The following is a 24,614-nucleotide window of genomic DNA, read 5'->3' on the forward strand; positions in this document are numbered from 1 at the left end:
GATCGACGCTGATTGACCCAGCGCTGGCGTGTTTTGCCCGTCAGGCAACCCACGATCTGGTAGCTTGGGGCCGAGCACCGGGGCCTCACCCCTTCGGCGGGGCCATTGGCTGCACGATCTCCTGGAACGGCGCCAATGCCTCGCAGCGCTCGCCGTGGGCTGCCAACGCCGGATAGCGCGACGCATCGAACAGCTGCGGATGCGCCTCGCGGGTGAAGCGGACGACGCAGGCAACCGCAACGTCGGCATGGCCGATCCGACCGCCCAGCCAGTACGGCGTCGTCACCTTGGCGCGCTCGGCCTCGAGCACGGCGAGCACGTCCGCAATCTGCGCCTGGCAGCGCGCGACCCACAACGCGAGCTGCTCCTTCCGCAGCACGCGCTCGTAGAGCAGGCTCACCGCCTTGTCACCGAGACCGGAAGCGAGCGCGCAGATGCGCAAATGCCTGCGCCGCTCGGTGCCGCTGCGCGGCAGCATCGCCTTGTCCTCGCCGACGAGTTCGTCGAGATAGTCCAGGATCACCGTGCTTTCGATCAGCGCCTCGCCGTCGTCGAGCACCAGCGTCGGCACGCGGCGCAGCGGATTGTGCGGCGCGATCTTGTCGGCGTCGCCGAAGGTCGACCACGGCCTGTGCTCGAAAGGAAGGCCGTAAAGCCGCAGCGCGATCGCGACGCGGCGGACGAATGGGGAATCATATTGGCCGATCAGGAACATGGTTTTTGCTCTTCCAGCGGTTGGACGTGGCAGGGCCGTCCAGTTCACCGCCAATGCACGCTGCCTGCAACAACTATGTTGGAACCGGAGCATTGCGCGTGACGCAACAACGGGAGATCAATAGACAATGTACCAGCCGGAGCTCCTCTCATGAATCTGCGATCTCTCCTCTCGCTCGTCCTGCTCGCAACAGCGCGCACCTCAGGATGACGGCGGAGCGTGTAGCAGCGGACGATCTTGGCCAACATGCGCTAGAGCGAGATGCGGCGACGGACCAGCCGCTCATCTGAGCTACATTGCTCACGCGCTACTCGATAACAGGCACATGCTTCGCCGCGTCCCGCGGCGCGGTGCCGTCGAGGCGCGGATCGTCGGCGATCTCGACCTGGCGGCGGAACGGGCGGAAGCCGGAGCGCTGGTAGAAGGCGACGGCGGATGGGTGGTCGAGCGTGCAGGTGTGGACCCAGACGCGGCGGACGTCGCGCGACCAAGCGAGGTCCAGCGCGCGGTTCATCAGGAAGCGGGCGGCTCCCGTGCCGATCAGAGGCGCGGTGACGCCGAAATAGGCCAGCTCGCACTGACCGGCCTCGCGAAAATCCAGTTCGAGCAGGCCTTCATCGCGTCCGTCCACGGCGAGTGCATAGACCTCGACGCCCGCCGCGTGGATGATCGCGGCGAGCTCTGTGTCGTTCATCCGCGCCCGGGAGAACCACAGCCATTCCTCGCCGACGCGGCGGAAGAGATCGCGGTACCAGTCGAGCGCGGGCGCATCGACCTTGCGCAGGGTCCACGCACCGGGAGGATCGTCACTGCGTACGGGAGGCGCGGTCATCTCAAGGTGGGTGACGACGGCGGCGATCTTGCCGGTGGGGACGTCGGAATAGCCGTCGGGGAGGATCATGGGGCTGACTCGTTCAGTTCAGGCCAAAGCGGTGGCCATACAATCGGTGTCGTCCCGGCGAAAGCCGGGACCCATGACCACGACTGTTCGTGGCGCGAAGACACCCACTCCGAGTCTTCGCAAAACTTCTCCCTGTGGGTATGGGTCCCGGCCTTCGCCGGGACGACATTAGTGTTTGGGGCCGCGACCTTCTCCGCACTTTCATCGCGACTTTGGGCGCGCTCACTCCCCCTCGTCGCTCGCCAGCACGCCCTTTACCGCGCGCGCCCAGCCCGCGAGCTTCCGCTCGCGTGTCGCCTGGCTCATGTTCGGCTTGAAGCGGTGCTCTAATCGCCAGTTGTCGGCGAATTTCGTCGGCTCGGGATAGACGCCGGCCTGGAGGCCGGCGAGGTAGGCGGCGCCGAGGGCCGTGGTCTCCTGGATCACGGGGCGATCGACCGGCGCGTCCAGCAGATCCGCGAGGCGCTGCATGGTCCAGTCCGATGCGGTCATGCCGCCGTCGACGCGGAGCACGACGCTGGCGGTTTCCGAGCTCGGCCAGTCGGCGCGCATCGCGGCCCAGAGGTCAAAGGTCTGGTAGCAGACGCTTTCGAGTGCGGCGTGGGCGAGTTCGGCGGGGCCGGTGTTGCGGGTGAGGCCGAACAGCGCGCCGCGGACGCGCGGATTCCAATAAGGCGCGCCCATGCCGACGAAGGCGGGGACCAGATAGACGCTCTGCATGGAGTCCGACTGATCGGCAAGCGGGCCGGTCTCGGCGGCGTGCTTGATGATGCCGAGGCCGTCGCGCAGCCATTGCACCGCACTGCCTGCGACGAAGATCGAGCCTTCGAGCGCGTAAGTGCGCTTTCCGTCGAGCTGATAGGCGACGGTGGTGAGGAGCTTGTTCTTCGACGCGACCGGCGTGGTGCCGGTGTTGAGCAAGGCAAAACAGCCGGTGCCGTAGGTCGACTTCATCATGCCGGGACGGAAGCAGGCCTGGCCGATGGTCGCCGCCTGCTGATCGCCGGCGATGCCGGAGATGGCGATCGCGCCGCCGAACAGATCCGGCGTGCTCTCGCCGAAGCGGGCCGAGGAGTCCTTCACCTCGGGCAGCATCGAGCGCGGCACGCCGATGATTTCCAGCAGCTCGTCGTCCCACTGTCCGGTGTGGATGTTGAACAGCAGCGTGCGCGAGGCGTTGGTGGCGTCGGTGGCATGCACCTTGCCGCCGGTGAGGCGCCAAAGCAGATAGCAGTCGACGGTGCCGAACATCAATTCGCCGCGCGCGGCGCGGGCGCGGGCACCGGGGACGTGGTCGAGGATCCAGGCCACCTTTGTGCCGGAGAAATAGGGGTCGATGATCAGGCCGGTCTTCTGCGAGATCACGGGCTCGCGGCCGTCGGCCTTGAGCTTGGCGCAGATGTCGGCGGTGCGGCGGTCCTGCCAGACGATGGCGCGGTGCACGGCCTGCCCGGTGGCGCGGTCCCACACCACGGTGGTCTCGCGCTGGTTGGTGATGCCGATCGCCGCGATGTCCTTCGCGGCGATGCCGGCCTGCTCGATCGCCTCGCGGCAGACCATCACCGTCGAGGTCCAGATGTCCTCGGGCTCGTGCTCGACCCAGCCCGAGGCCGGGAAATGCTGCGGAAACTCCTGCTGCGCCTTCGCCGCGATGGATATGTCGCCGCGAAACACGATCGCGCGCGAGGAGGTGGTGCCCTGGTCGATGGCGAGGACGAAAGACATGGAAGCTACCTTGGCGTTTTCCCTGGACGAGTCGTTGTGTCGCGCCAAAGGGAGCGGATTGGAGGCGGAAGGTCAAGGTTGGATGCGGGGTGCTCCTTACCCTCCCCCTCCAGGGGAGGGTAAGAGGCACCGCCTCAAGTCGCTAAGTTCGGCGGTGCTTCAAGGGCGTCGTTTCCGCCTCGCGCGATCCGTACAGCTCGACATAGATGCGTTCGAGCACCGCGGTCAGATCGCTCGTGATCTCCGAGTTCCAGAACCTGACAACGCGATAGCCTTCGTGCTCGAGCCAGCGTTGGCGTTCGAGGTCGCGGGCTGCCACGTCGTCTTCGTTGTGGTGCCCACCATCGAGTTCGATGATGAGGCGCTTGGCCGGGCAGAAGAAGTCGACGACGTAGGGGCCGATCGGCGCCTGGCGGCGGAAGTGTGAGCCGTCCATGGGGAGGTCTTTGAGAGCGCGCCACAGCATGCGTTCGTGGGGCGTCGTACTCGCTCTCAGCTTCTTCGCGGCGGCGCGTCGGATTGACGTTGAGACCATTGCTGCGGCTTCACCCCACCCCGCTCGCGCAGCTGCGCGAGCGACCCTCCCCCTCCAGGGGAGGGTAAGAGAAGCGCACCCGCGATACAATTTCAAGTCGTGGAAGAGACCTTACACCGCGGCCGTCGTCACGCCGCCGTCGATCACGATGGTCTGCCCCGTCATGAAGCTCGACGCGTCCGAGGCGAGGTAGGCGACCGCGCCGGCGATTTCGTCGGGTTCGCCGATGCGGCGCAGCGGCGTGGTGGCGGTGCGGCGCTTGAGGTTGGCTTCGTCTTCCCACAGCGCGCGGGCGAAATCGGTCTTGACGAGGCCGGGCGCGATGCAATTGACGCGGACGCCTTTCGGGCCCCACTCGCCGGCGAGCGAGCGGCACAGCGCGAAGTCGGCCGCTTTCGAGATACCGTAGGCGCCGATCACGGTGGAGCCGCGCAGGCCGCCGATCGAGGAGATGATGACGACGGAGCCGCTGCCGCGTTCCGCCATTTGCGGGATCGCGAGCGCGGAGAGCCAGATGTTGCTCTTGACGTTGCTCCCCATGATCTTGTCGAAAGCCTCATCGGTGATGTCGAGCAGCGGACCGTAGTAAGGGTTCACCGCTGCGTTGCAGACGAGGATGTCGATCTTGCCGTAATGCTTCGTGGCGCCCGCGATCAGCGCCTCGACCTCGGCCTTGCGCGCGATGTTACAGGGGATGACGGTGGCGTCACCGCCGGCCGCCTTGATGCCGTCGACGACCTCCTGGCAGGCGTCGGCCTTGCGCGAGGACACCACGACCTTGGCGCCGAGCTTGGCGAGGAGTTCCGCAGAGGAGCGGCCGATGCCGCGGCTGGAGCCGGTGACGACCGCGACCTTGCCGGTGAGATCGAACGGGGTGTTCTTCATTGTCGGCTCCTTCTTCCTGGTCATTCCGGGGCGCGCATAGCGCGAACCCGGAATCCATTTCACCGCGCGTATTGCCGCCCGATGGATCCCGGGTTCGCGCTACGCGCGCCCCGGGATGACAGCGAGGCTAGATCAACCCGCCACCATCAGCGACGCGGCGCTGGTGGTAGTCGGTGTCACCAAAACTGTTCTCGATCATGGTGAGGCGCTTGAAGTAGTGGCCGATCTTCGCCTCCATGGTCATGCCGATGCCGCCGTGCAGCTGGATCGCCTGCTGTCCGACGAATTTCAGCGACTTGCCGATCTGCACCTTGGCCGCGGCAATCGCATTGCTGCGCTCCTTGGCGTTCTCGAAATCGTTCGCCATGGTCGCGAACATCGACATCGAGCGCGCCTGCTCGGCCGCCACGAACATGTCGGATGCCCGGTGCTGCAGCGACTGGAACGAGCCGATCGCGACGCCGAACTGCTTTCGGGTCTTGATGTACTCGACGGTGGTCTTGAGCGCCTCGTCCATCAGGCCGACCGCCTCGGCGCAGAGCGCGACGCGGGCTTCGTCGACGACACGTTCGATCAGCGCGAGCGAATCGTCGGGATTGCCGAGCACGGCATCAGCGCCGACCTCGACACCGGTGAGGGTGATGTCGGCGGCGTGCAGGCCGTCCTGGGTCGGGTAGGACTTCCTGGTCACGCCCTTGGCATTGGCAGGAACCAGGAACACGCCGATGCCGGTCTTGTCGCGACGCTCGCCCTTGGTGCGGGCGGTGACAACGAGCGTGTCGGCGTTCTCGCCGTTGAGCACGACGAATTTCTCGCCGTCGACGACAAAGCCGTCGCCCTTCTTCTTCGCGGTGGTCGCGACGTCGAAGAGATCGTAGCGCGAGTTCTTCTCGAGCTGGGCAAACGCCAGCGTCTTGCTGCCGTCGATGATGCCGGGCACGTGCGCCGCCTTCTGCGCGTCGGTGCCGGCATGGCGCAGGAAGCCGCCGCCGATCACGACCGTTGCCAGATACGGCTCGAGCACCAGCGCCTTGCCGAGCGCTTCCATCACGATCATGGTCTCGACGCCGCCGCCGCCGAAGCCGCCATCGGCCTCGCTGAAGGGCAGGCCGAGCAGGCCCTGCTCGGCGAGCTTGAGCCAGACCGCTTTGCTCCAGCCGCCCTTCTCCTTCATGTACTTCTTGCGGCTCTCGAAATCGTAGGAATCGGTCAGCAGGCCGTCGATGCTGTCCTTGAGAAGCCGCTGCTCCTCGTTCAGATCAAAATCCATTTCTTTGGTTCCTCGTACCCGGAATTTTTGCTTCGTCATCCCGGGGCGCGCGTCGCGCGAGCCCGGGATCCATACTCCCGATCGTGGTTATGGATTCCGGGCTCGCGCTGCGCGCGCCCCGGAATGACGCCTAGAGCCCCAGCACCGCCTTGGCGATGATGTTGCGCTGGATCTCATTGGAGCCGCCGTAGATCGAGACCTTGCGGTTGTTGAAGTAGCTCGGCGCGATCTGGGCGGTCCAGTCCATGGCTTCGTTCGAGCCGTCGTCGCCGTGCACGTCGAACGGCGCGGCGAACGGTCCGATCACTTCCATCAAGAGCTCGGTGGTGGTCTGCTGGATCTCGGAGCCCTTGATCTTCAGCACCGAGGAGGCCGGATTGGGCTTGCCCTTGCCGTGCTTGCCTTCATCCGCCACGACGCGCAGCTGGGTGAGCTCGAGCGCCTTCAGCTCGATCTCGCAGGCGGCGAGCTTCTCGCGGAAAGCGGCGTCCTGGATGATCGGCTTGCCGCCGGATTCCACCTTGCCGGCGAGATCGCGGATGCGGCGCAGCCGCTCCTTGGAGACGCCGACACGGGCGATGCCGGTGCGCTCATTGCCGAGCAGGAATTTTGCGTAGTCCCAGCCCTTGTTCTCCTCGCCGATCAGATTCTCGTAGGGCACCTCGACGTCGTCGAAGAACACTTCGTTGACCTCGACGCCGCCGTCGATGGTCTGGATCGGGCGCACCGTGACGCCTTTCGACTTCATCGAGAACACGATGAAGGAGATGCCCATCTGCTTCTTGGCGCCGGGATCGGTGCGGCACAGGCAGAAGATCATGTCGGCGTGCTGGGCCAGCGTGGTCCAGGTCTTCTGGCCGTTGATGATCCACTTGTCGCCCTTACGCTCGGCCTTGGTCTTGAGCGAGGCGAGGTCGGAGCCGGAGCCGGGCTCGGAGAAGCCCTGGCACCACCAGTCATCGACGTTGGCGATGCGCGGCAGGTACTGCTTCTTCTGCTCCTCGTTCCCGAAGGTGTAGATGACAGGGCCGACCATGCTGACGCCGAACGCGAGCGGCTGCGGCGCCGGATAGGACTGCAGCTCCTCGTTGAAGATGTAGTGCTGCACGCTGGTCCAGCCGGTGCCGCCATATTGCTTGGGCCAATGGCTGACGCCCCAGCCCTTCTTGTTGAGGATGCGCCACCAATTCACCATCTCGTCCTTGCTGAGGTGACGGCCCTCGACCATCTTGCGCCGCGTATCCGGCGGCACGTTGTCGCGGAAGAACTGCCGCACTTCCTCGCGAAACGCCTGCTCTTCTTTCGTGAATGCGAGATCCATCGGATCCTCCTGTGAACAGTTTTGTTCTTACCAAATCCGCCGTCATTCCGGGATGCGCCGTAAGGCGCAGGCCCGGAATCCATATCCCCGATTGGTGGTTATGGATTCCGGGCTCGCCGCTTTGCGGCGCCCCGGAATGACAGAAACGTCTTACTGCAGCACCTCGAACAGCCCTGCCGCGCCCATGCCGCCGCCGACGCACATGGTGACCACCGCGTACTTGGCCTTGCGGCGGCGGCCTTCGATCAAAGCGTGGCCGGTGAGGCGCGCGCCGGACATGCCGTAGGGATGGCCGACCGCGATCGCACCGCCGTCGACGTTGATCTTCTCGGGGTCGATGCCGAGCTTGTCGCGGCAATACAGCACCTGCACCGCGAAGGCTTCGTTCAGCTCCCAGAGACCGATGTCGTCGACGGTGAGGCCGTGGCGCTTGAGCAGGCGCGGCACGGCGAAGACCGGGCCGATGCCCATCTCGTCCGGCTCGCAGCCGGCCGAGACGAAGCCGCGGAAGATGCCGAGCGGCTTGAGACCGCGCTTGGAGGCTTCCTTGTCGCTCATGATGACGGAGGCGCTCGCGCCGTCCGAGAGCTGGCTGGCATTGCCGGCGGTGATCGAAAAGCCATCGCCGCGCACGGGCTTGAGGCCGGCGAGGCCTTCGATCGTGGTCTCGGGGCGCGGGCCTTCGTCCTGCGACAGCGTGACGTCCTTCATCGACACGGCGCCGGTGGCCTTGTCGGTGACCGCCATCTGCGTCGTGATCGGCGCGATCTCCTCCTTGAACTTGCCGCCCTGCTGGGCGGCCGCAGTGCGGCGCTGGCTCTCCAGCGAATATTCGTCCTGCTTCTCGCGCGAGATGCCGTAGCGCTTGGCGACGACTTCCGCCGTGTCGATCATGGGCATGTAGACCTCGCCCTTGATCTTGAGCAGCGCAGGGTCCTGGGCGTGGAAGCCGTTCATCTTGTCGTTCTGCACGAGACTGATCGACTCGCCACCGCCGCCGACCGCGATCTCGACGCCGTCAAAAATCACCGAGCGCGCGGCGAGCGCGATCGCCTGCAGGCCCGAGGCGCATTGCCGGTCGATCGTGGTGCCGGCGACGGTGACGGGAAGGCCGGCGCGCAGCAGCGCCTTGCGCGCGATGTTGCCGCCAGTCGAACCCTGCTGCAGCGCCGCGCCCATCACGACGTCCTCGATCTCCTTCGGATCGACCTTGGCGCGCGCGACGGCTTCGCCGATGGCGTGGCCGAGCAGGGTTGCGCCCTCGGTGGCGTTGAGCGCGCCGCGATAGGCCTTGCCGATCGGGGTGCGGGCGGTGGAAACGATGACGGCGTCGGTCAAGAACGAGCTCCTGATGCGGTTTTAGTGGATTGTGACGGTTTCTGCTGCTGGCGCAATTCGTGGCGCGACAATTTTCCGACAGGCGTGCGCGGCAGATCGTCGACGAATTCGACCTCGGCCGGCAATTCGTGCTTGCCGAGCTTGCCGGCGAGCTGCGCGCGCAGCTCGTCGAGCGAGAACGGCTTTGCCTCCGGCTTCAGCTTGATGAAGGCCTTGGCGGCCTCGCCGCGGTACTGGTCGGGAATGCCGAGCACGATCACCTCGTGCACACCAGCAATGGTGTAGATCGCCTGCTCGATCATCTGCGGATAGACGTTGAAGCCGCCGGAGATGATCATGTCCTTCTTGCGGTCGACCAGGAAGAAATAGCCGTCGGTATCGACATAGCCGATGTCGCCGGTGAGGAAGCGGCCGTCGACGAAGGCGTCCGTGGATCCCTCCGGCTTGTTCCAGTACCCCTTGGTGACGTTCGGGCCCTTGATGCGGATCTCTCCGACCTCGCCCGGCGCAAGCACGCGCTTGGGATCGTCGAGCGCGACGACGTCGAGCTCGATGCCGGGCAGCATCAGGCCGATCGAGCCGGGCTTGTCGGGGCCGGTGGGCGGATGGCCGGTGCCGGGCGAGCAGGTCTCGGTCATGCCCCAGCCGCTGCGCAGCTTCTTGCCGACCTTGCGCTCGAAGAAATTCGCGATCTCCACCGGCAGCGGCGCGCCGCCGGAGCCGATGGTGGCGAGCGAGGAGAAGTCGCGCTTGTCGAGATCCGGCAGCGCGGCGATCGCGATCCACATCGTCGGCACGCCCGGAAAATAGGTCGCGCGCTTGACCTCGATGTCGCGCATCACGGCTTCGACGTCGAAACGCTGATGCAGCGAGATCAGATTGCCGCGGCTGAGCGACGACAGCAGCACCACGGTCAGCGCGTAGATGTGGAACAGCGGCAGCACGCAGATCATGCGCTCGATCGTCTCGCCCCGCGCGGCGCGCGATGGCTTGCCCCAGACGTCGTAGATCGACACCGCCGAGGTGAGATTGCCGTGGGTCAGCATCGCGCCCTTGGGCAGGCCGGTGGTGCCGCCGGTATATTGCAGCAGGGCGACGTCGTCGGCCATGACGACGGGCCACGCCGCCGGCGCGGTCGCGCCCTCGGTGAAGGCCTTGAAGGTGACGATGCGGGGATCATCCGGGATCGCCGCCTGCGGCGTGCCGACCTTGCCCCAATGATCGTCCTCGCAGACGACGAGGCGGTCGATCAGCCCCTTTTCAAGGAACTTCAGCGCGGTCGGCAGCAGGGCGGCGAGGTTGGAGGTGACGAGCAGGCGCGAGCCGGAATCGGAGATCTTGTGGGTCAGCGCGATCTCGCCGTCGAGCGGGGAGAGATGCGCGAGGCGGGCGCCTGCCTTCAGCGCGCCGAAAAAATTGACGGGATGGTCCGGCGAGTTGCCGAGGAACAGCGCAACGGACGTGCCCTTGCCGCAGCCGGCGCGCAGGAACGCCGCCGCCGCACGCTCGGCCTGAGCTGCGAGCTCGGTGTAGGTGATCGGGCGATCGCGGAATTCCAGCGCGGTGCGCGTGCCGTATTCGGCGACGGCCTTCGACAAGAGGTCAGGCAGCGAGCCCTGGACGATGGTGTCGTCCCACCGCACGCCCTCGGGATAAAACTGTTCGCCGGGATGGGTCATTGGCGATCGATACTCTGCAAAACGGTAATCGCCGGGTCGTGTGAGGTGGACACCGGCGGACGGGCTCCCTTCCCCCTTGTGGGGAAGGGTTGGGGAAGGGGGCAGCCACGAACACTGACCTCGCCCGGGGCCACCCCCCTCGCTGCCCCTCCCCCACAAGGGGGGAGGGAACGGAGAGAGCTTTGCCCGGAGCGCGACATTGCAGCAGCTACCAAACCGATCAAGCCGCCTTCGACGCCGCCGCCAGCGAGGCGAACGTCTTCCCTTCGGCCGCGAGCTTCTTCAGCAGCGGTGCGGGCTCGAGGCTGGGGTCGTTGGTCTCCTTGGCGTAGAAGGCCAGGCGATCGGCGATGTGCTTGAGGCCGACGCTGTCGGCCCAGAACATCGGGCCGCCGCGGTAGATCGGCCAGCCATAGCCATAGAGCCAGACCACGTCGATGTCGGAGGGACGTGCGGCGATGCCCTCTTCGAGGATCTTCGCGCCCTCGTTGATCATCGGATACATCATGCGCTCGAGGATCTCGTCATCGCTGACGATGCGCTTCTTTCGGCCGAGACGGGCAAGCGTCTCGTCGATCAGCTTCTCGACCTCCGGATCGGGCAGCGCCGAGCGGCTGCCCGCTTCGTACTTGTAGTAGCCCTTGCCGGTCTTCTGGCCGAAGCGGCCGGCTTCGCACAGCGCGTCCGCGATCTCCGACTTGATGCCGCGATCCTTGCGCGAGCGCCAGCCGATGTCGAGGCCGGCGAGGTCGCCCATCGCGAACGGTCCCATCGGCATGCCGAATTTCGTCACCACAGCGTCGACCTGCTGCGGCAGCGCGCCTTCGAACAAGAGCTTCTCCGACTGCTTGCCGCGCTGGGCCAGCATGCGGTTGCCCACAAAGCCGTCGCAGACGCCGACCACGGCCGGCACTTTCGCGATCTTGCGCGCAATGTTCACCGCGGTGACCAGCGCGTCCGGCGCGGTCTTGTCGGCGCGCACGATCTCGCACAGCTTCATCACGTTGGCCGGCGAGAAGAAGTGCATGCCGAGCACGTCCTGCGGACGCTTGGTCGACTTCGCGATCTCGTCGATGTTGAGATACGAGGTGTTGGAGGCGAGCACGGCGCCGGGCTTGACGTACTGGTCGAGCTTGCCGAACACTTCCTTCTTCACCGCCATGGTCTCGAACACCGCTTCGATGACGAGGTCGGCATCGCCGACATTCTCGATGCCGACGACGCCGTTGATCAGCGCCATGCGCTTGGCGGGCGCATCGGCCGGGATGCCGCCGCGCGCGGCGGTCGCTTCCCAGTTCTTCTGCATGATGCCCATGCCGCGCTTGAGCTGCTCCTCGCCGGTCTCGATCAGGGTGACGGGAACGCCGGCATTGGCAAAGGACATCGCGATGCCGCCGCCCATGGTGCCGGCGCCGAGGATGGCGACCCGGTTCACGGGACGCGACTTGGTGCCGTCGGGAACGCCCGCAATCTTGGCAGCCTCGCGCTCGGCGAAGAACGCATAACGCTGCGCCTTCGACTGATCGCTGGCGACGAGCTTCAGAAAACCCTCGCGCTCCTTCTTCAGGCCTTCGTCGAAAGGTAGGTCAATGGCGTAGCCCACGGCGTCGGCGGCAGCGAACGGCGCCTCCAGGCCGCGCGATTTCTTGGTCATGGCGGCGACTGCATTGGTGAAGATCGAGCGGTCGGCCTTGGCCGCCGCGATCTTGGAATCGTCGTCGCGCAGGCGCCGCAGCGGACGCTTCTCGGCCAGCAGCTTGCGCACGAAGGCCTCGCCGCCCGATGCCGGTCCCTCGATGATTTCCTCGATCAGGCCGTTCTTGAGCGCTTCCGCAGCACCGATGGGATCACCGCCGACGATCATCTTGACAGCGAGTTCGGGACCGACCGCGCGCGGCAGGCGCTGGGTGCCGCCGGCGCCCGGCAGCAGTCCGAGCTTCACCTCGGGCAGGCCGAGCCTGGCCTCTTTCACCGCGACGCGGAAATGGCAGGCGAGCGCGACCTCGAGGCCGCCGCCGAGCGCGGTGCCATGGATCGCGGCAACCACGGGCTTGGGCGAATTCTCGATCTCGGACAGCACGTCGTTGAGGGCCGGCGCCTTCGGCGGCTTGCCGAATTCGGTGATGTCGGCGCCGGCGATGAAGGTGCGGCCGACACAGGTCAGCACGATGCCCTTGATGGCGGGATCGGCAATTGCGGCCTTGATGCACTCGAGGATGCCGCCGCGGACCGCGGCACTCAGAGCATTGACCGGAGGGCTGTCGACCGTGACGATCCCGACCTCGTCATGACGCTCAAGCTTGACCACTTCGCTCACGGTGTTCCCTCCTTGGTGGGGATTTACTTTTGTTCGATTTCGCGGTGCGGAATTTAATTCCGCATCTTGACGGCAGGGTTATTTTGAAGCACGTGGCTTGTCAACGACTCCGCGCAAGAAGCAGATCAGGGATGAAGCGTACAGGAAAGAAGACTGCGACCGATCGGAATTTCGTCGTCGCGCTTTCCCGCGGACTGGACGTATTGCGCGCATTCCACCCCAATGACGGCCTTCTCGGCAATCAGGAGATTGCGGCTCGCACCAATCTGCCGAAGCCGACCGTGTCGCGGCTGACCTACACCTTGACCAAGCTGGGCTATCTTGCGCCGGTTCCCCGCTTCGAGAAGTACCAGCTCACACCCGCGGCGATGTCGCTCGGCTACGCCGCGCTCGCCAATCTCGGCGTTCGGCATTTGTCCGAGCCGTTCCGCGAGGACGTGATGCGCGCGACCGGCGGCGCCGTCGCCGTCGGCGGCCGCGACCGTCACAGCATGATCTATTTCGGGCAAAGCCGCGGCAGCGAGACCGTCGGGGTTCAACTTGACGTCGGCTCCCGCGTGCCGATTGCAACCAGCGCGATGGGCCGCGCCTATTTCTGGGCGCTCGACGACGCGGACCGCGCAGACCTGTCGCGCCTCTTGCGCGAACATTACGGCAGCCGCTGGCCCAAGATGCGCGACGGGCTGGAACGTTCCGGCGAAACCGTCGCGAAATACGGTTTTGCGATCTCCGTCGGCGACTGGCACGACGACATCGGCGCCGCCGGCGTCGCACTCAGGCTCAACGACGGAACCGGTCCCTACGCATTCAATTGCGGCGCGCCCGCATTCCGCTTCACGGAAGAGCGTTTGATCAACGACATTGGACCGCGTCTCTTAGCGATGGTAAGGAACATCGAAGCGGCGCTCGGGGGTCTAATGCCGCATTCCAAAAAAGACGTCAGCAAAAAGCTGAAATCAGGAGGAAAAGTTGCGCGTGTGGCCGAGGGATTCAGATAGCCTTTGTCATCATCGGGAGCGGTTCGTATCGCCCCTTCGCTCACTGAATGACGTGAGCGAGACGAGATGACGCAGGCACAGCTCGCGCAGGGGACATCGCCCCTGCTCGCGGTTCGCGACGTCAGCGTCGTGTTCGGCGGCATCATCGCGCTCAACGGCGTGTCCTTCGACATGCACAAGGGCCAGATCCTCGGCTTGATCGGCCCCAACGGCGCCGGCAAGACCACGCTCTTCAACTGCCTGTCCCGGCTCTACCAGCCGTCATCCGGCGACATCCTGATGGAGGGCGCGAGCATCCTGAGGCGGCCGCCGCACCGGATCGCCGAGATCGGCATCGGCCGCACCTTCCAGAACGTGGCACTGTTTCCGAATCTCTCGGTGATGGACAACGTCCGCGTCGGCGCGCATTCGAGGACCTCGAGCGACATCATCAGCGACTCCCTGAAGCTTGCCTGGGTTCGCCGCAGCGAAACCAGCGTCAACAAGAAGGTGCACGAGATCCTTGCCTATCTCGACCTCGAGGACGTCGCCCACACCGTGGTCTCCGGCCTGCCCTTCGGCACGCAGAAGCGCGTCGAGCTGGCGCGCGCACTGGCAGCCGATCCCAAAATCCTGCTGCTCGACGAGCCCGCCGGTGGCCTCAACCACGAAGAGGTCTACGTGCTCGGCGACCTCATTCGCCGCATTCGCGACGACCGGCACATGACCGTGCTGCTGGTCGAGCATCACATGGGCCTGGTGATGTCGATCGCCGACCATGTCGTTGCGCTGAATTTCGGCAAGAAGCTCGCGGAAGGCACGCCGGCCCAGGTGCAGGCGGACCCCGACGTCATCAAGGCCTATCTCGGGAGCAAGGACCAATGACGACATTGCTCAACGTCAAGGACCTGCGCGCCTATTACGGCCAGGTCCAGGCGCTCCATGGCCTGTCCTTCTCGCTCAACGAGGGCTCGCTGGTGACGCTGCTCGGGGCCAACGGCGCCGGCAAGACCACCACGCTGCGCGCGATCTGCAACATGGTGCGCTCCACCGGCGGCATCGAGTTCGACGGCAAGCCGCTGAACAACCGCTCCACCGAGAGCATCGTGCGGTTCGGCATCGCCCATGTGCCGCAGGGCCGCGGAACCTTCACCACCATGACGGTGGAGGAGAATCTCCAGCTCGGGGCCATCACCCGCAAGGACAGCGCCGGCATCGTCTCCGACATCGAGCGCATGTATGCGCATTTCCCGGTGCTGAAGCAGCGCCACACCCAGCAGGCCGGCACGCTCTCCGGCGGCGAGCAGCAGATGCTCGCGGTCGCCCGCGCCCTGATGCTGCGGCCGCGGCTGATGCTGCTGGACGAGCCCTCCTTCGGCCTCGCGCCGCTGGTGGTGCGCGACCTGTTCGGCATCCTTGGCAAGATCAACCGCGAGGACAAGGTGTCGATCCTGGTGGTCGAGCAGAACGCCCAGCTCGCGCTGGAGCTCGCCGACCAGGCCTATGTGATCGAGACCGGCCGCATCGTGATGTCGGGCAACGCCAAGGACATCGCGAACAACGAAGAAATCCGCAAATCCTATCTGGGTTACTGAGGGAGCCGGGACAATGGAGCTGTTCACCAACCAGGTCCTGGCCGGCATTGCCACGGGCGCGATCTACGCCTGCATGGCGCTCGCCGTGGTCATGATCTACCAGGCCATCGACCATCTCAACTTCGCGCAGGGCGAGATGGCGATGTTCTCGACCTTCATCTCCTGGCAGCTGATGCAATGGGGCGTGCCTTATTGGGCCGCCTTCGTGATCACGCTGGCCTTCTCCTTCGTCGCCGGCATCGCGATCGAGCGGATCCTGTTCAAGCCGCTGACAAAGGCACCGGTGCTGACCAACGTCGCCGGCTTCATCGCGCTGTTCGCGATCATCAACTCCTCGGCGGGCCTGATCTGGGACTTCACCATCAAGCAATATCCGACCCCGTTCGGCTCCGCGCCGTTCCTCGGCAGCCAGCTGATCTCGACCCACCAGGCCGGCATGATCGGCGTCACCATACTGCTGCTGCTCGGGCTCTATTTCTTCTTCCAGTACACGCGGATCGGTCTTGCCATGCGCGCGGCCGCCTCCGTGCCTGAATCGGCCCGCCTCGTCGGCATCAACACCTCCTGGATGATCGCGCTCGGCTGGGGCATGGCGACCGCGATCGGCTCGATCGCCGGCATGCTGATCGCGCCGGTCGTGTTCCTCGAGCCGAACATGATGGGCGGCGTGCTGATCTACGGCTTTGCCGCGGCCGTGCTCGGCGGACTGACCAGCCCGTTCGGCGCCGTGGTCGGCGGCTTCCTGGTCGGTGTCTTCGAGAACCTCGCCGGCACCTACATCCCCGGCGTCGGCAACGAGCTGAAACTCCCGATCGCGCTCGCGCTGATCATCTCCGTCCTGGTCGTCAAACCCGCCGGCCTGTTCGGTCGGCACATCGTCAAGCGAGTTTGATCATGAGCGCTGCAGAAGAAGTCGTTGCAGAAGGCCACCAGGCGGTCGAGGCCGTTCCGAAGCGGGCCATGACGCTGGGCACCGGCACCTCGCTGGTGGTGCTCGCGGCGCTCTTGATCGTGCCGATGTTCGTCAAGAACTTCGTCATCTTCCAGATGACGATGCTCCTGATCTACGGGCTCGCCGTGCTGGCGCTGAACATCCTGACCGGCGGCTCCGGCCAGTTCTCGCTCGGCCAGAGCGCGTTCTACGCCGTCGGCGCCTATACGTCGGCGGTGCTGATGGAGCACGCCAACATCAACTACGCGCTGACCATTCCGATCTCCGCCGTGGTCTGCTTCGGCTTCGGGTACCTGTTCGGAAAACCGGCGCTGCGGCTGTCGGGCGTCTATCTCGCGCTCGCGACCTTCGCACTCGCGACCGCGATGCCGCAGCTGCTGAAGCTGAACTTCCTGGAACACTGGACCGGCGGCGTGCAGGGCCTCGTCGTCACCAAGCCGGATGCGCCGTTCGGCCTGCCGATGTCGCAGGACACGTGGCTGTACTACTTCACGCTCATCGTCACGATCGCGATCTACATGCTCTCGGTGAACCTGTTGCGCTCGAGGTCGGGCCGCGCCTTCATGGCGATCCGCGACAACGAGATCGCGGCGTCCTCGATGGGTGTCAACGTCGCACTCTACAAGACGCTGGCTTTCGGCGTGTCGGCGGCGATCACGGGCATTGCCGGCTCGCTCGGCGCCATCGCGGTGCAGTTCGTGGCTCCCGACAGCTACACCATCACGCTCGCGATCTCGCTGTTCCTCGGCATGGTGGTCGGCGGCGTCGGCTGGCTGCCCGGCTCGTTCGTCGGTGCGGCCTTCATCATCTTCGTGCCGAACATGGCGGAGAGCATCTCCAAGGGCCTCTCCGGCGCGGTGTTCGGTGTGCTGCTGTTCCTCGTCATCTACCTCGTGCCGCACGGCGCAAGGCAGATCGCGATCATTGGCCAGCAACTCGTCGGCAAGCTCAAAAAGAACTGAAGTCCCGTTAAATTAAGCAAGGAGACCGAATTGCATTTTGGAAGAACACTGCGAGCCGCCGCGCTGGTCACGGCAACGGCGGCCATCACTCTCACCTCCGGCGCGGCACTCGCCCAGAAGAAATACGACACCGGCGCAAGTGACACCGAGATCAAGGTCGGCAACATCATGCCGTACAGCGGTCCGGCGTCGGCCTATGGCATCATCGGCAAGACCGAAGAAGCCTATTTCAAGATGATCAACGACAAGGGCGGCATCAACGGCCGCAAGATCAACTTCGTCACCTATGACGACGGCTATTCGCCGCCGAAGGCAGTCGAGCAGGTCCGCAAGCTGGTCGAGAGCGACGAGGTGCTGGCCGTGTTCAATCCGCTCGGCACACCCTCGAACAGCGCGATCCAGAAGTACCTCAACGCCAAGAAAATCCCGCAGCTCTTCGTCGCCACCGGCGCCACCAAGTGGAACGATCCGAAGAACTTCCCCTGGACCATCGGCTGGCAGCCCTCCTACCAGAGCGAAGCCCAGATCTACGCGAAATGGCTGATGAAGGAGAAGCCCGACGCCAAGGTCGCGATCCTCTATCAGAACGACGATTTCGGCAAAGACTACCTCAAGGGCACCAAGGACGGTCTCGGCGCCAAGGGCGCGTCCATGATCATCATGGAAGAGAGCTATGAGGTGTCCGAGCCGTCGATCGATGGCCATATCGTCAAGATCAAGGCCGCCAATCCCGACGTGCTGCTGATCTATGCGACGCCCAAATTCGCGGCGCAGACCATCAAGAAGACGGCCGAGCTCAGCTGGAAGCCGCTCCAGATCCTCACCAACGTCTCGATCTCGGTCGGCAGCGTGATGAAGCCCGCCGGCTTCGAGAATGCACAGGGCGTGCTGTCGGCGGCCTATGCCAAGGACTCCACCGATCCGCAGTGGGCCAACGACCCCGGCATGAAGAAGTGGAACGAGTTCGTCGACAAGTACATGCCGGGTGCCGACAAGTCCGACACCAGCATGGTCTATGGCTACGGCGCGGCCTCGACCCTGGCCAAGGTCCTGGAGATGTGTGGTGACGATCTCACCCGCGCCAATCTCATGAAGCAGGCGGCTTCGCTGAAGGATTTTGCGCCGGATACGCTCCTGCCCGGCGTCAAGATCAACACCAGCGCTACCGACTTCGCCCCGATTGCGCAGCTGCAGATGCAGCGCTTCAAGGGTGAGAAGTGGGAACTGTTCGGCGAGATCATCAGCGGCGACGTCGCCTCCGAGTGACACGCTGACGCAATAGTCCGACCCTCGAGAAGCCCCCGCGAGCGATCGCGGGGGCTTTTTGTTGACGGCAGGCGCCAATCTTGTTCAATGCGGCGCCGATCCAACTCGGGGCAGGAGAACAATGTCCGCCGTTCGTTTTCAGGTTGCGGCCCTCTGGACCGGGCTCGCTTTGTGCACTGCGATGAGCAGCCCGGCACTGGCGCAGAAGAAGTACGACAGCGGCGCATCCGATACCGAGATCAGAATAGGCAACATCATGCCCTATAGCGGCCCGGCCTCGGCCTACGCCGCGATCGGCAAGGCCGAGGAAGCCTATTTCCGCAAAGTCAATGCCGAGGGCGGCATCAACGGGCGCAAGATCAAGTTCATCTCCTATGACGACGCCTATTCGCCGCCGAAGACGGTGGAGCAGGCGCGCAAGCTGGTCGAGAGCGATGGGGTGCTGCTGATCTTCGGCTCGCTCGGCACGTCCACCAACGGCGCCATTCGCAAATACATGAACGAGAAGAAGGTGCCGCAATTGTTCGTGGCGAGCGGCGCCTCGAAGTGGAACGATCCCAGGCAATTTCCCTGGACCATGGGCTGGCAGCCCAGCTACGCGAGCGAGGCGCGGATCTACGCCAAGTACATCATGAAGGAGAAGCCGGACGGAAAGATCGGCGTGCTCTACCAGAACGACGATTTCGGCAAGGATTATCTGAAGGGGCTAAAGGATGGCCTCGGGCCCAAGGCCCCGATGATCGTGCTGGAAGAGGCCTACGACACGTCGGAGCCCGCCATCGACGAGCACGTCGTGAAGCTGAAGGCCTCGGGCGCCGACGTGTTCATCAGCATCACCACGCCGAAATTCGCCGCGCAGGCGATCAAGAAGGCGGCGGAGATCAACTGGCATCCGGTCCACATCGTCTCCAACGTCTCGGCCTCCGTCGGCGGCGTGATCGAGCCGGCGGGCCTGGAGATCTCGCAAGGCCTGCTGTCGGCGAGCTACACCAAGGACGGCTCCGATCCGCAGTGGAATGCCGACGACGGCATGAAGAAATTCTATAACTTCCTCGCGCAATATGATCCCAAGGCCAACAAGCTCGATGCCGGCGTCGTGTTCGGCTATGCCGCCGCGCAGACCATGGTCAAAGTGCTGCAGATGTGCGGCGACGACCTCACCCGCGAGAACGTCATGAGGCAGGCAGCCTCCTTGAAGGATTTCGAGCCCGACACGCTGCTGCCCGGCATCAGGATCAACACGGCGCCGGACAATTTCGCCCCGATCGAGCAGTTGCAGATGATGCGTTTCAAGGGCCGGAAATGGGAGCTGTTCGGCGACATCATCTCGAGCGAGATGGGCCACTGAAGCGGCGCAACCCAAAATCGCTCCAGATTGGTTAAACAACTCAAGACAGCCGGACCTTCTCGCAGTCGCACACGAGAGCCGGCCGTCCCTGACTACTAAAGACGCAGCCCCCGCGACGCCGTCCCGAGGGCTTTCTGTTGAAGGCATCAGCCAAATCGTATTGAATTGCGGCAGCGTCGCCAAGAAAATCGAGACAAGAAAAGGGGCGCATACACACCAAGAAAATAGGGAGATAGGAATGCCCGCTGTCACCGGCAAACTTGCAGCCGCATCGCTGGCGCTTGCGCTCATTGCGGCCTCGGCCTCCACCGCATCGGCCCAGAAGAAATACGATACCGGCGCGACCGATACGGAGATCAAGATCGGCAACATCATGCCCTACAGCGGACCGGCCTCCGCCTACGGCATCATCGGGCGGACCGAAGCCGCCTATTTCAAGAAGATCAACGAAGAGGGCGGCATCAACGGCCGCAAGATCAATTTCGTCTCCTACGACGACGCCTATTCGCCGCCGAAGACGGTGGAGCAGGCACGCAAGCTGGTCGAGAGCGACGAGGTTCTGCTGATCTTCAATTCACTCGGCACGCCGCCGAACTCGGCCATTCAGAAATACATGAACTCGAAGAAGGTGCCGCAGCTGTTCGTCGCGACCGGCGCCACCAAATGGAATGATCCGCAGAACTTCCCCTGGACCATGGGCTGGCAGCCCAATTACCAGAGCGAGACGCAGATCTACGCGAAATACATCCTGAAGGAGATGCCGAATGCCAAGATCGGCGTGCTCTACCAGAACGACGATTACGGCAAGGACTACCTGAAGGGCCTGAAAGACGGGCTCGGCGCCAAGGCCGCGAGCATGATCGTGCTGGAGGAAAGCTACGAGACCTCCGAGCCGACGATCGACAATCACATCGTGAAGATGAAGGCGACCGGCGCCGACATCTTCATCAACATCACCACACCGAAGTTCGCGGCACAGGCGATCAAGAAGATCTCCGAAATCGGCTGGAAGCCGACCCACTTCCTCAACAACGTCTCGGCCTCGGTCGGCAGCGTAATCAAGCCCGCCGGCTTCGAGAATTCGCAGGACATCATTTCGGCTGCCTACCTGAAGGACGTGTCGGATCCTCAGTGGAAGGACGACGCCGGCATGAAGGGTTTCCTGGAGTTCATGACGAAATACTTCCCTGAAGGTGACAAGCTCGACGGCGGCACCATCGTCGGTTACGGCGTGGCGCAGACGCTGGTGGAAGTGCTGAAGAAGTGCGGCGACAATCTCACGCGCGAGAACGTCATGAAGCAGGCGGCGAGCCTGAAGGACTTCCGCACCGAGGTGCTGCTGCCCGGCATCAAGATCAACACCGGCGCGAACGACTTCGCACCGATCAGCTCGCTTCAGCTCATGAGGTTCAAGGGCGAGAAGTGGGATCTGTTCGGCGACGTCATCAGCGCTGACGCCGGCGGCTAGCCTCCAGCTGGATCGCAGTGTTCAAAAGGGCCCTCCGCGAAATCATCGCGGAGGGCTTCTTGCTACGCGGCGATTATGATCACGCGATTGCATATTCGAATGATGACACAGCCGGCTTACGCTTTGGCCGCCGATGCGCTAGGCAGGTGAACGGCGGCGTGTGTCGCCAGTTTGTTCCGTCTGCCGAAGGCCATCGTCATGACCGACCGCCGTCCCCTGCTCCGCGCGCTCTACGACGCCGCCGTTGCCGCTGCCCATCCCAATGTGGTGCTGGCGCCGCATTTGGGGCCCGCGCCAAGAGGACGCGTGATCTGCCTCGCCGCCGGCAAGGGCGCGGGCGCCATGGCCGCGGCAGCCGAACGGCATTATCTCGACACGCTCAAGCTGGCGCCGGAGCGGCTCGTCGGCATCGCCACCACGCGCCATGGCTACGGCGTGCCGACGCGCCGCATCCGCGTGGTCGAGGCCGGGCATCCCGTGCCGGATGAGGCTGGCCTCAAGGGCGCGGCCGACACGCTCGCGCTCGCAGGCGAGGCCGGGCCGGACGATCTGCTCCTGGTGCTGCTCACCGGCGGCGGCTCGGCGAACTGGATCGCGCCCAGCGACGGTATCAGCTTCGCGCAGAAACAGGCGGTCAACAAGGCGCTGCTACGCTCGGGCGCGCCGATCGGTGAGATGAACGTCGTGCGCAAACACCTGTCGCGGATCAAGGGCGGACGCCTTGCGCGTGCCGGCAAGAACGCCGCCCAGATCGTGACGCTCGCGATCTCCGACGTGCCGCATGACGACGCTTCCGCGATCGCCTCCGGCCCGACCGTGCCTGATCCGACCACGCTGGCCGATGCGCGCGCCATCGTCGCGAAATACAAGCTCGACATCGACGATGCCGTGCGCCGCGCGCTCGACGATCCCGCCAACGAAAGCTGCAAGCCCGGCGATGCCGCCTTTTCGCGCGCGCATTCCGAATTGATCGCGCGGCCCAAGCAGTCGCTCGACGCCGCGGTGAAGCTCGCGCGCGAATCCGGTTACGAGACCATCGACCTCGGCGCCGATCTCGAAGGCGAGGCGCGCGAGGTCGCCGCCGCTCACGCCAGCCTGGCGCTGCAAGCGCGCGCGCAAGGCAAGCGCCTCGCGATCCTCTCCGGCGGCGAGCTCACCGTCACGGTGCGCGGCAATGGACGTGGCGGGCCGAACCAGGAATACGCGTTGGCGCTCGCCGCTCTGCTCAAGGACACGCCTGACATCTCGGCGCTGGCCGGCGACACCGACGGCGCCGACGGCGGCGCCGGCAACCCCACCGACCCCGCCGGCGCGCTGATCGACGCGACGACCTTCGCAAAGATGAAGGCGCAGGGGCTTCAGCCGCGAGCGTACCTGGACAACAACGACGCCACGACGTTCTTCGAGGCGACCGGCGACCTGCTGCTACCGGGCCCGACGCTGACCAACGTGAACGACATCAGGGTGATTTTGGTGGATTGAGGCTGAGATTTCTCCCCCGTCATGGCCGGGCTTGACCCGGCCATCCACGCCTTCCCTCGCTGCCCAAAACGTGGACACCGGGCCAAGCCTGGGCATGACGCGGACGTGGAGCGCCGCCTCAGAACTCGTTCGCGACCTTCGCGAGCATCGCGATCAGAGCTTCGCGGTTGGCCTGCCCGAGCAACTCGTTCAGCCGGGCCTCGTGCTTGGTGGCGACCAGCTTCTTGGCGCGGGCCAGCACCGCCTTGCCCTTGTCGGTCAGCACCAGGATGTGCGAGCGGCGGTCGTTGGTGGAGCGGATCCGCGCGCAAAGGTCGCGGCTCTCGAGATTGTCGAGCATGGCCACGAAGTTCGGCCTGAGAATGCCGAGGGTGGAGGCGATCTCGGTCTGGTTACGGCCGGGATTCTTCTCGACCAGCAGCAGCACGGAGAACTGCGCCGGCGTGAGCTGGAGCGAGGCCATGCAGCGCAGGAAGTTCTCGAACACCTTGAGCTGCGCCCGCTTCAGCACATAGCCGAGCTGTTCCGAGAGCTCGCCGAGCTGGAGCGCTTCGCCAGCGGCCCCCTGGCCTTGCGCCTCGGCCGCATCCTTGCGGCCCTTGGCCGAGTCGGCAGGCTTTTCGGAGGACTTTTCAGCGGCTTTGGAAACGGTCATCGCCTCGTGCTCGTAATCCCGCTAAATTCGGGAGGGATCGTTCCCACCCTTGATGTTATATTTGATAATTGTTATGGACCATATCAAATATCGCATGCGTTTTTCAATGGCTGTGAGCGGACCGTCCACCGCGATCGAGGGGACCGGTCCGTAATCTTTAGGGGGAGCGTCCGGTCTTGAATACCACCATCATGCTGTTCCTGGTGCAGGACGGCATCACCAATGGCGCGATCTATGCGCTGCTCGGCCTGGCGCTGGTGCTGGTGTTCGCCGTCACCCGCGTCATCCTCATTCCCCAGGGCGAATTCGTCACCTACGGCGCGCTGACCTACGCCTCGCTGGCCGCGGGCCAGATGCCGGGCACGGCAAAGCTCGCGCTGGCGCTCGGCATCGGCGCTTTCGCCTTCGACCTGTTCGTCGCGCGCAAGGCGCTGCACGGCCGCCTGATCGTGCGCAGCGTCCTCACCAATATCGTGCTGCCAGCCATCGTGCTGGCGCTGACGGTTTACTTCGCAGCCCAGAAGCCGCCGGTCGCGGTCTCGATCGCGCTGTCGCTGATGATCGTGGCAATGATCGGCCTCTATCTCTACCGCGTCGCATTCCAGCCGCTGGCACACACCTCCGTGCTGGTGCTGCTGATCGCATCCGTGGGCGTCCATCTGGCACTGCAGGGCCTCGGCCTGCTGTTCTTCGGCGCCGAAGGCCAGCGCGGACCTGCCGTGCTGTCCGGCGCGTTCACCGCGGGCTCGCTGCGCTTCACCGGCCAGAGCCTCACCGTCTACGGCATCACCATCGCCTTCATCGTCGCCCTCTGGCTGTTCTTCGGCCTGACACTCTACGGCAAGGCGCTGCGCGCAACCGCCGTGAACCGGTTAGGGGCGCGGCTCGTCGGCATCCGCACCACGCTGTCGGGGCAGATCGCTTTTCTGCTGGCATCCGTCATCGGGGCGTTGTCGGGCATCATGATCGTGCCGATCACGACGCTCTACTATGACAGCGGCTTCCTGATCGGCCTGAAGGGCTTCGTCGCCGCGATCATCGGCGGCCTCGTCAGCTATCCCCTCACCGCCGCCGCGGCGCTGGTCGTCGGCCTCGTCGAGGCGTTCTCGTCCTTCTATGCCTCCAACTACAAGGAGGTGATCGTTTTCATGCTGCTGATCCCCGTGTTGTTGCTGCGCTCGCTCGCCGCGCCCGCCGTCGAAGAAGAGAAGGACTGAGGCTGA

General features: G+C 64.7%; 21 protein-coding genes. 10 read left to right on the plus strand and 11 right to left on the minus strand.

Translation table 11 applies throughout. The features are described 5' to 3' along the window. Positions 1-85 precede the first annotated feature (85 nt). The 10 genes from IC66_RS0129490 to IC66_RS0129535 form a co-directional block, all read right to left on the minus strand. Positions 86-715, minus strand: coding sequence for a glutathione S-transferase family protein (locus tag IC66_RS0129490; RefSeq protein WP_038950071.1), 630 nt, complete (start codon positions 713-715; stop codon positions 86-88). A 307-nt stretch (positions 716-1,022) separates the two neighbouring features. Beyond that, positions 1,023-1,616 (minus strand): GNAT family N-acetyltransferase, encoded by a 594-nt coding sequence (locus IC66_RS0129495; protein WP_038950072.1) that lies wholly within the window; start codon positions 1,614-1,616, stop codon positions 1,023-1,025. A gap of 222 nt (positions 1,617-1,838) precedes the next feature. Next, positions 1,839-3,341 (minus strand): glycerol kinase GlpK, encoded by a 1,503-nt coding sequence (gene glpK, locus IC66_RS0129500; protein ID WP_038950073.1) that lies wholly within the window; start codon positions 3,339-3,341, stop codon positions 1,839-1,841. 142 nt (positions 3,342-3,483) lie between these two features. Further along, positions 3,484-3,876, minus strand: coding sequence for an endonuclease domain-containing protein (locus IC66_RS0129505; RefSeq protein WP_038950074.1), 393 nt, complete (start codon positions 3,874-3,876; stop codon positions 3,484-3,486). Between the two features lie 111 nt (positions 3,877-3,987). Beyond that, entirely contained in the window at positions 3,988-4,761 is a 774-nt protein-coding gene (locus IC66_RS0129510) for an SDR family NAD(P)-dependent oxidoreductase (protein WP_038950075.1), read from the minus strand. A gap of 127 nt (positions 4,762-4,888) precedes the next feature. After that, positions 4,889-6,031, minus strand: a complete 1,143-nt coding sequence (pimD, locus tag IC66_RS0129515; RefSeq protein ID WP_038950076.1) for a pimeloyl-CoA dehydrogenase small subunit — start codon at positions 6,029-6,031, stop codon at positions 4,889-4,891. 130 nt (positions 6,032-6,161) lie between these two features. Beyond that, positions 6,162-7,352, minus strand: a complete 1,191-nt coding sequence (gene pimC, locus IC66_RS0129520; RefSeq protein WP_038950077.1) for a pimeloyl-CoA dehydrogenase large subunit — start codon at positions 7,350-7,352, stop codon at positions 6,162-6,164. Positions 7,353-7,502: 150 nt separating this feature from the next. Next, positions 7,503-8,690 (minus strand): acetyl-CoA C-acyltransferase, encoded by a 1,188-nt coding sequence (locus tag IC66_RS0129525; RefSeq protein WP_038950078.1) that lies wholly within the window; start codon positions 8,688-8,690, stop codon positions 7,503-7,505. Then, positions 8,687-10,369, minus strand: coding sequence for a dicarboxylate--CoA ligase PimA (pimA, locus tag IC66_RS0129530; protein ID WP_038950079.1), 1,683 nt, complete (start codon positions 10,367-10,369; stop codon positions 8,687-8,689). Before pimA ends, IC66_RS0129525 begins: the two co-directional genes overlap by 4 nt. Before the next feature lie 220 nt (positions 10,370-10,589). Next, positions 10,590-12,686 carry a 3-hydroxyacyl-CoA dehydrogenase NAD-binding domain-containing protein gene (locus tag IC66_RS0129535; protein ID WP_038950081.1) on the minus strand — a complete coding sequence of 699 codons (2,097 nt, stop codon included), beginning with the start codon at positions 12,684-12,686 and terminating at the stop codon, positions 10,590-10,592. Between the two features lie 131 nt (positions 12,687-12,817). Between IC66_RS0129535 and IC66_RS0129540 the strand changes: the two genes are divergently transcribed. The 9 genes from IC66_RS0129540 to IC66_RS0129580 all read left to right on the plus strand — a co-directional run bounded on the left by IC66_RS0129540 (position 12,818) and on the right by IC66_RS0129580 (position 22,736). Further along, the gene (locus IC66_RS0129540; RefSeq protein ID WP_028142130.1) at positions 12,818-13,684 is read left to right on the plus strand and encodes an IclR family transcriptional regulator; all 867 of its coding nucleotides are present in this window, start codon (positions 12,818-12,820) and stop codon (positions 13,682-13,684) included. A 66-nt stretch (positions 13,685-13,750) separates the two neighbouring features. Further along, positions 13,751-14,548: an ABC transporter ATP-binding protein gene (locus tag IC66_RS0129545; RefSeq protein ID WP_028142131.1), complete on the plus strand. Its 798-nt coding sequence runs from the start codon at positions 13,751-13,753 to the stop codon at positions 14,546-14,548. Next, a complete protein-coding gene (locus tag IC66_RS0129550; RefSeq protein ID WP_018318824.1) occupies positions 14,545-15,258 on the plus strand; it encodes an ABC transporter ATP-binding protein in 714 nt (237 codons plus the stop codon). Before IC66_RS0129545 ends, IC66_RS0129550 begins: the two co-directional genes overlap by 4 nt. A 13-nt stretch (positions 15,259-15,271) precedes the next feature. Next, a complete protein-coding gene (locus IC66_RS0129555; protein WP_028142132.1) occupies positions 15,272-16,150 on the plus strand; it encodes a branched-chain amino acid ABC transporter permease in 879 nt (292 codons plus the stop codon). Positions 16,151-16,152: 2 nt separating this feature from the next. Then, positions 16,153-17,172 carry a branched-chain amino acid ABC transporter permease gene (locus IC66_RS0129560; protein WP_028142133.1) on the plus strand — a complete coding sequence of 340 codons (1,020 nt, stop codon included), beginning with the start codon at positions 16,153-16,155 and terminating at the stop codon, positions 17,170-17,172. Positions 17,173-17,202: 30 nt separating this feature from the next. Beyond that, a complete protein-coding gene (locus IC66_RS0129565; protein ID WP_028142134.1) occupies positions 17,203-18,438 on the plus strand; it encodes an ABC transporter substrate-binding protein in 1,236 nt (411 codons plus the stop codon). A 121-nt stretch (positions 18,439-18,559) separates the two neighbouring features. Further along, positions 18,560-19,786 (plus strand): ABC transporter substrate-binding protein, encoded by a 1,227-nt coding sequence (locus IC66_RS0129570; protein ID WP_038950082.1) that lies wholly within the window; start codon positions 18,560-18,562, stop codon positions 19,784-19,786. A 238-nt stretch (positions 19,787-20,024) separates the two neighbouring features. Further along, positions 20,025-21,254, plus strand: a complete 1,230-nt coding sequence (locus IC66_RS0129575) for an ABC transporter substrate-binding protein (protein ID WP_028142136.1) — start codon at positions 20,025-20,027, stop codon at positions 21,252-21,254. Between the two features lie 198 nt (positions 21,255-21,452). Continuing rightward, the gene (locus tag IC66_RS0129580; RefSeq protein WP_038950083.1) at positions 21,453-22,736 is read left to right on the plus strand and encodes a glycerate kinase type-2 family protein; all 1,284 of its coding nucleotides are present in this window, start codon (positions 21,453-21,455) and stop codon (positions 22,734-22,736) included. 118 nt (positions 22,737-22,854) lie between these two features. Here IC66_RS0129580 and IC66_RS0129585 read toward each other — a convergent pair whose 3' ends face one another. Then, entirely contained in the window at positions 22,855-23,391 is a 537-nt protein-coding gene (locus IC66_RS0129585; protein WP_038950084.1) for a MarR family winged helix-turn-helix transcriptional regulator, read from the minus strand. 176 nt (positions 23,392-23,567) lie between these two features. Here IC66_RS0129585 and IC66_RS0129590 point away from each other — a divergent pair, with 176 nt between their 5' ends. Then, positions 23,568-24,608 (plus strand): branched-chain amino acid ABC transporter permease, encoded by a 1,041-nt coding sequence (locus tag IC66_RS0129590; protein WP_038950085.1) that lies wholly within the window; start codon positions 23,568-23,570, stop codon positions 24,606-24,608. The last annotated feature ends 6 nt before the right edge of the window (positions 24,609-24,614 follow it).

Source organism: Bradyrhizobium genomosp. III (assembly GCF_000261705.1).
Taxonomy (GTDB): Bacteria; Pseudomonadota; Alphaproteobacteria; order Rhizobiales; family Xanthobacteraceae; genus Bradyrhizobium; species Bradyrhizobium ottawaense.

Excerpts from the sequence above, each read along its gene's own strand:
- IC66_RS0129490 (WP_038950071.1), bottom strand. The coding sequence starts at position 715 with ATGTTCCTGATCGGCCAATATGATTCCCCATTCGTCCGCCGCGTCGCG.
- IC66_RS0129495 (WP_038950072.1), bottom strand. The coding sequence starts at position 1,616 with ATGATCCTCCCCGACGGCTATTCCGACGTCCCCACCGGCAAGATCGCC.
- glpK (WP_038950073.1), bottom strand. The coding sequence starts at position 3,341 with ATGTCTTTCGTCCTCGCCATCGACCAGGGCACCACCTCCTCGCGCGCG.
- IC66_RS0129505 (WP_038950074.1), bottom strand. The coding sequence starts at position 3,876 with ATGGTCTCAACGTCAATCCGACGCGCCGCCGCGAAGAAGCTGAGAGCG.
- IC66_RS0129510 (WP_038950075.1), bottom strand. The coding sequence starts at position 4,761 with ATGAAGAACACCCCGTTCGATCTCACCGGCAAGGTCGCGGTCGTCACC.
- pimD (WP_038950076.1), bottom strand. The coding sequence starts at position 6,031 with ATGGATTTTGATCTGAACGAGGAGCAGCGGCTTCTCAAGGACAGCATC.
- pimC (WP_038950077.1), bottom strand. The coding sequence starts at position 7,352 with ATGGATCTCGCATTCACGAAAGAAGAGCAGGCGTTTCGCGAGGAAGTG.
- pimA (WP_038950079.1), bottom strand. The coding sequence starts at position 10,369 with ATGACCCATCCCGGCGAACAGTTTTATCCCGAGGGCGTGCGGTGGGAC.
- IC66_RS0129540 (WP_028142130.1), top strand. The coding sequence starts at position 12,818 with ATGAAGCGTACAGGAAAGAAGACTGCGACCGATCGGAATTTCGTCGTC.
- IC66_RS0129545 (WP_028142131.1), top strand. The coding sequence starts at position 13,751 with ATGACGCAGGCACAGCTCGCGCAGGGGACATCGCCCCTGCTCGCGGTT.
- IC66_RS0129550 (WP_018318824.1), top strand. The coding sequence starts at position 14,545 with ATGACGACATTGCTCAACGTCAAGGACCTGCGCGCCTATTACGGCCAG.
- IC66_RS0129555 (WP_028142132.1), top strand. The coding sequence starts at position 15,272 with ATGGAGCTGTTCACCAACCAGGTCCTGGCCGGCATTGCCACGGGCGCG.
- IC66_RS0129560 (WP_028142133.1), top strand. The coding sequence starts at position 16,153 with ATGAGCGCTGCAGAAGAAGTCGTTGCAGAAGGCCACCAGGCGGTCGAG.
- IC66_RS0129570 (WP_038950082.1), top strand. The coding sequence starts at position 18,560 with ATGTCCGCCGTTCGTTTTCAGGTTGCGGCCCTCTGGACCGGGCTCGCT.
- IC66_RS0129575 (WP_028142136.1), top strand. The coding sequence starts at position 20,025 with ATGCCCGCTGTCACCGGCAAACTTGCAGCCGCATCGCTGGCGCTTGCG.
- IC66_RS0129580 (WP_038950083.1), top strand. The coding sequence starts at position 21,453 with ATGACCGACCGCCGTCCCCTGCTCCGCGCGCTCTACGACGCCGCCGTT.
- IC66_RS0129585 (WP_038950084.1), bottom strand. The coding sequence starts at position 23,391 with ATGACCGTTTCCAAAGCCGCTGAAAAGTCCTCCGAAAAGCCTGCCGAC.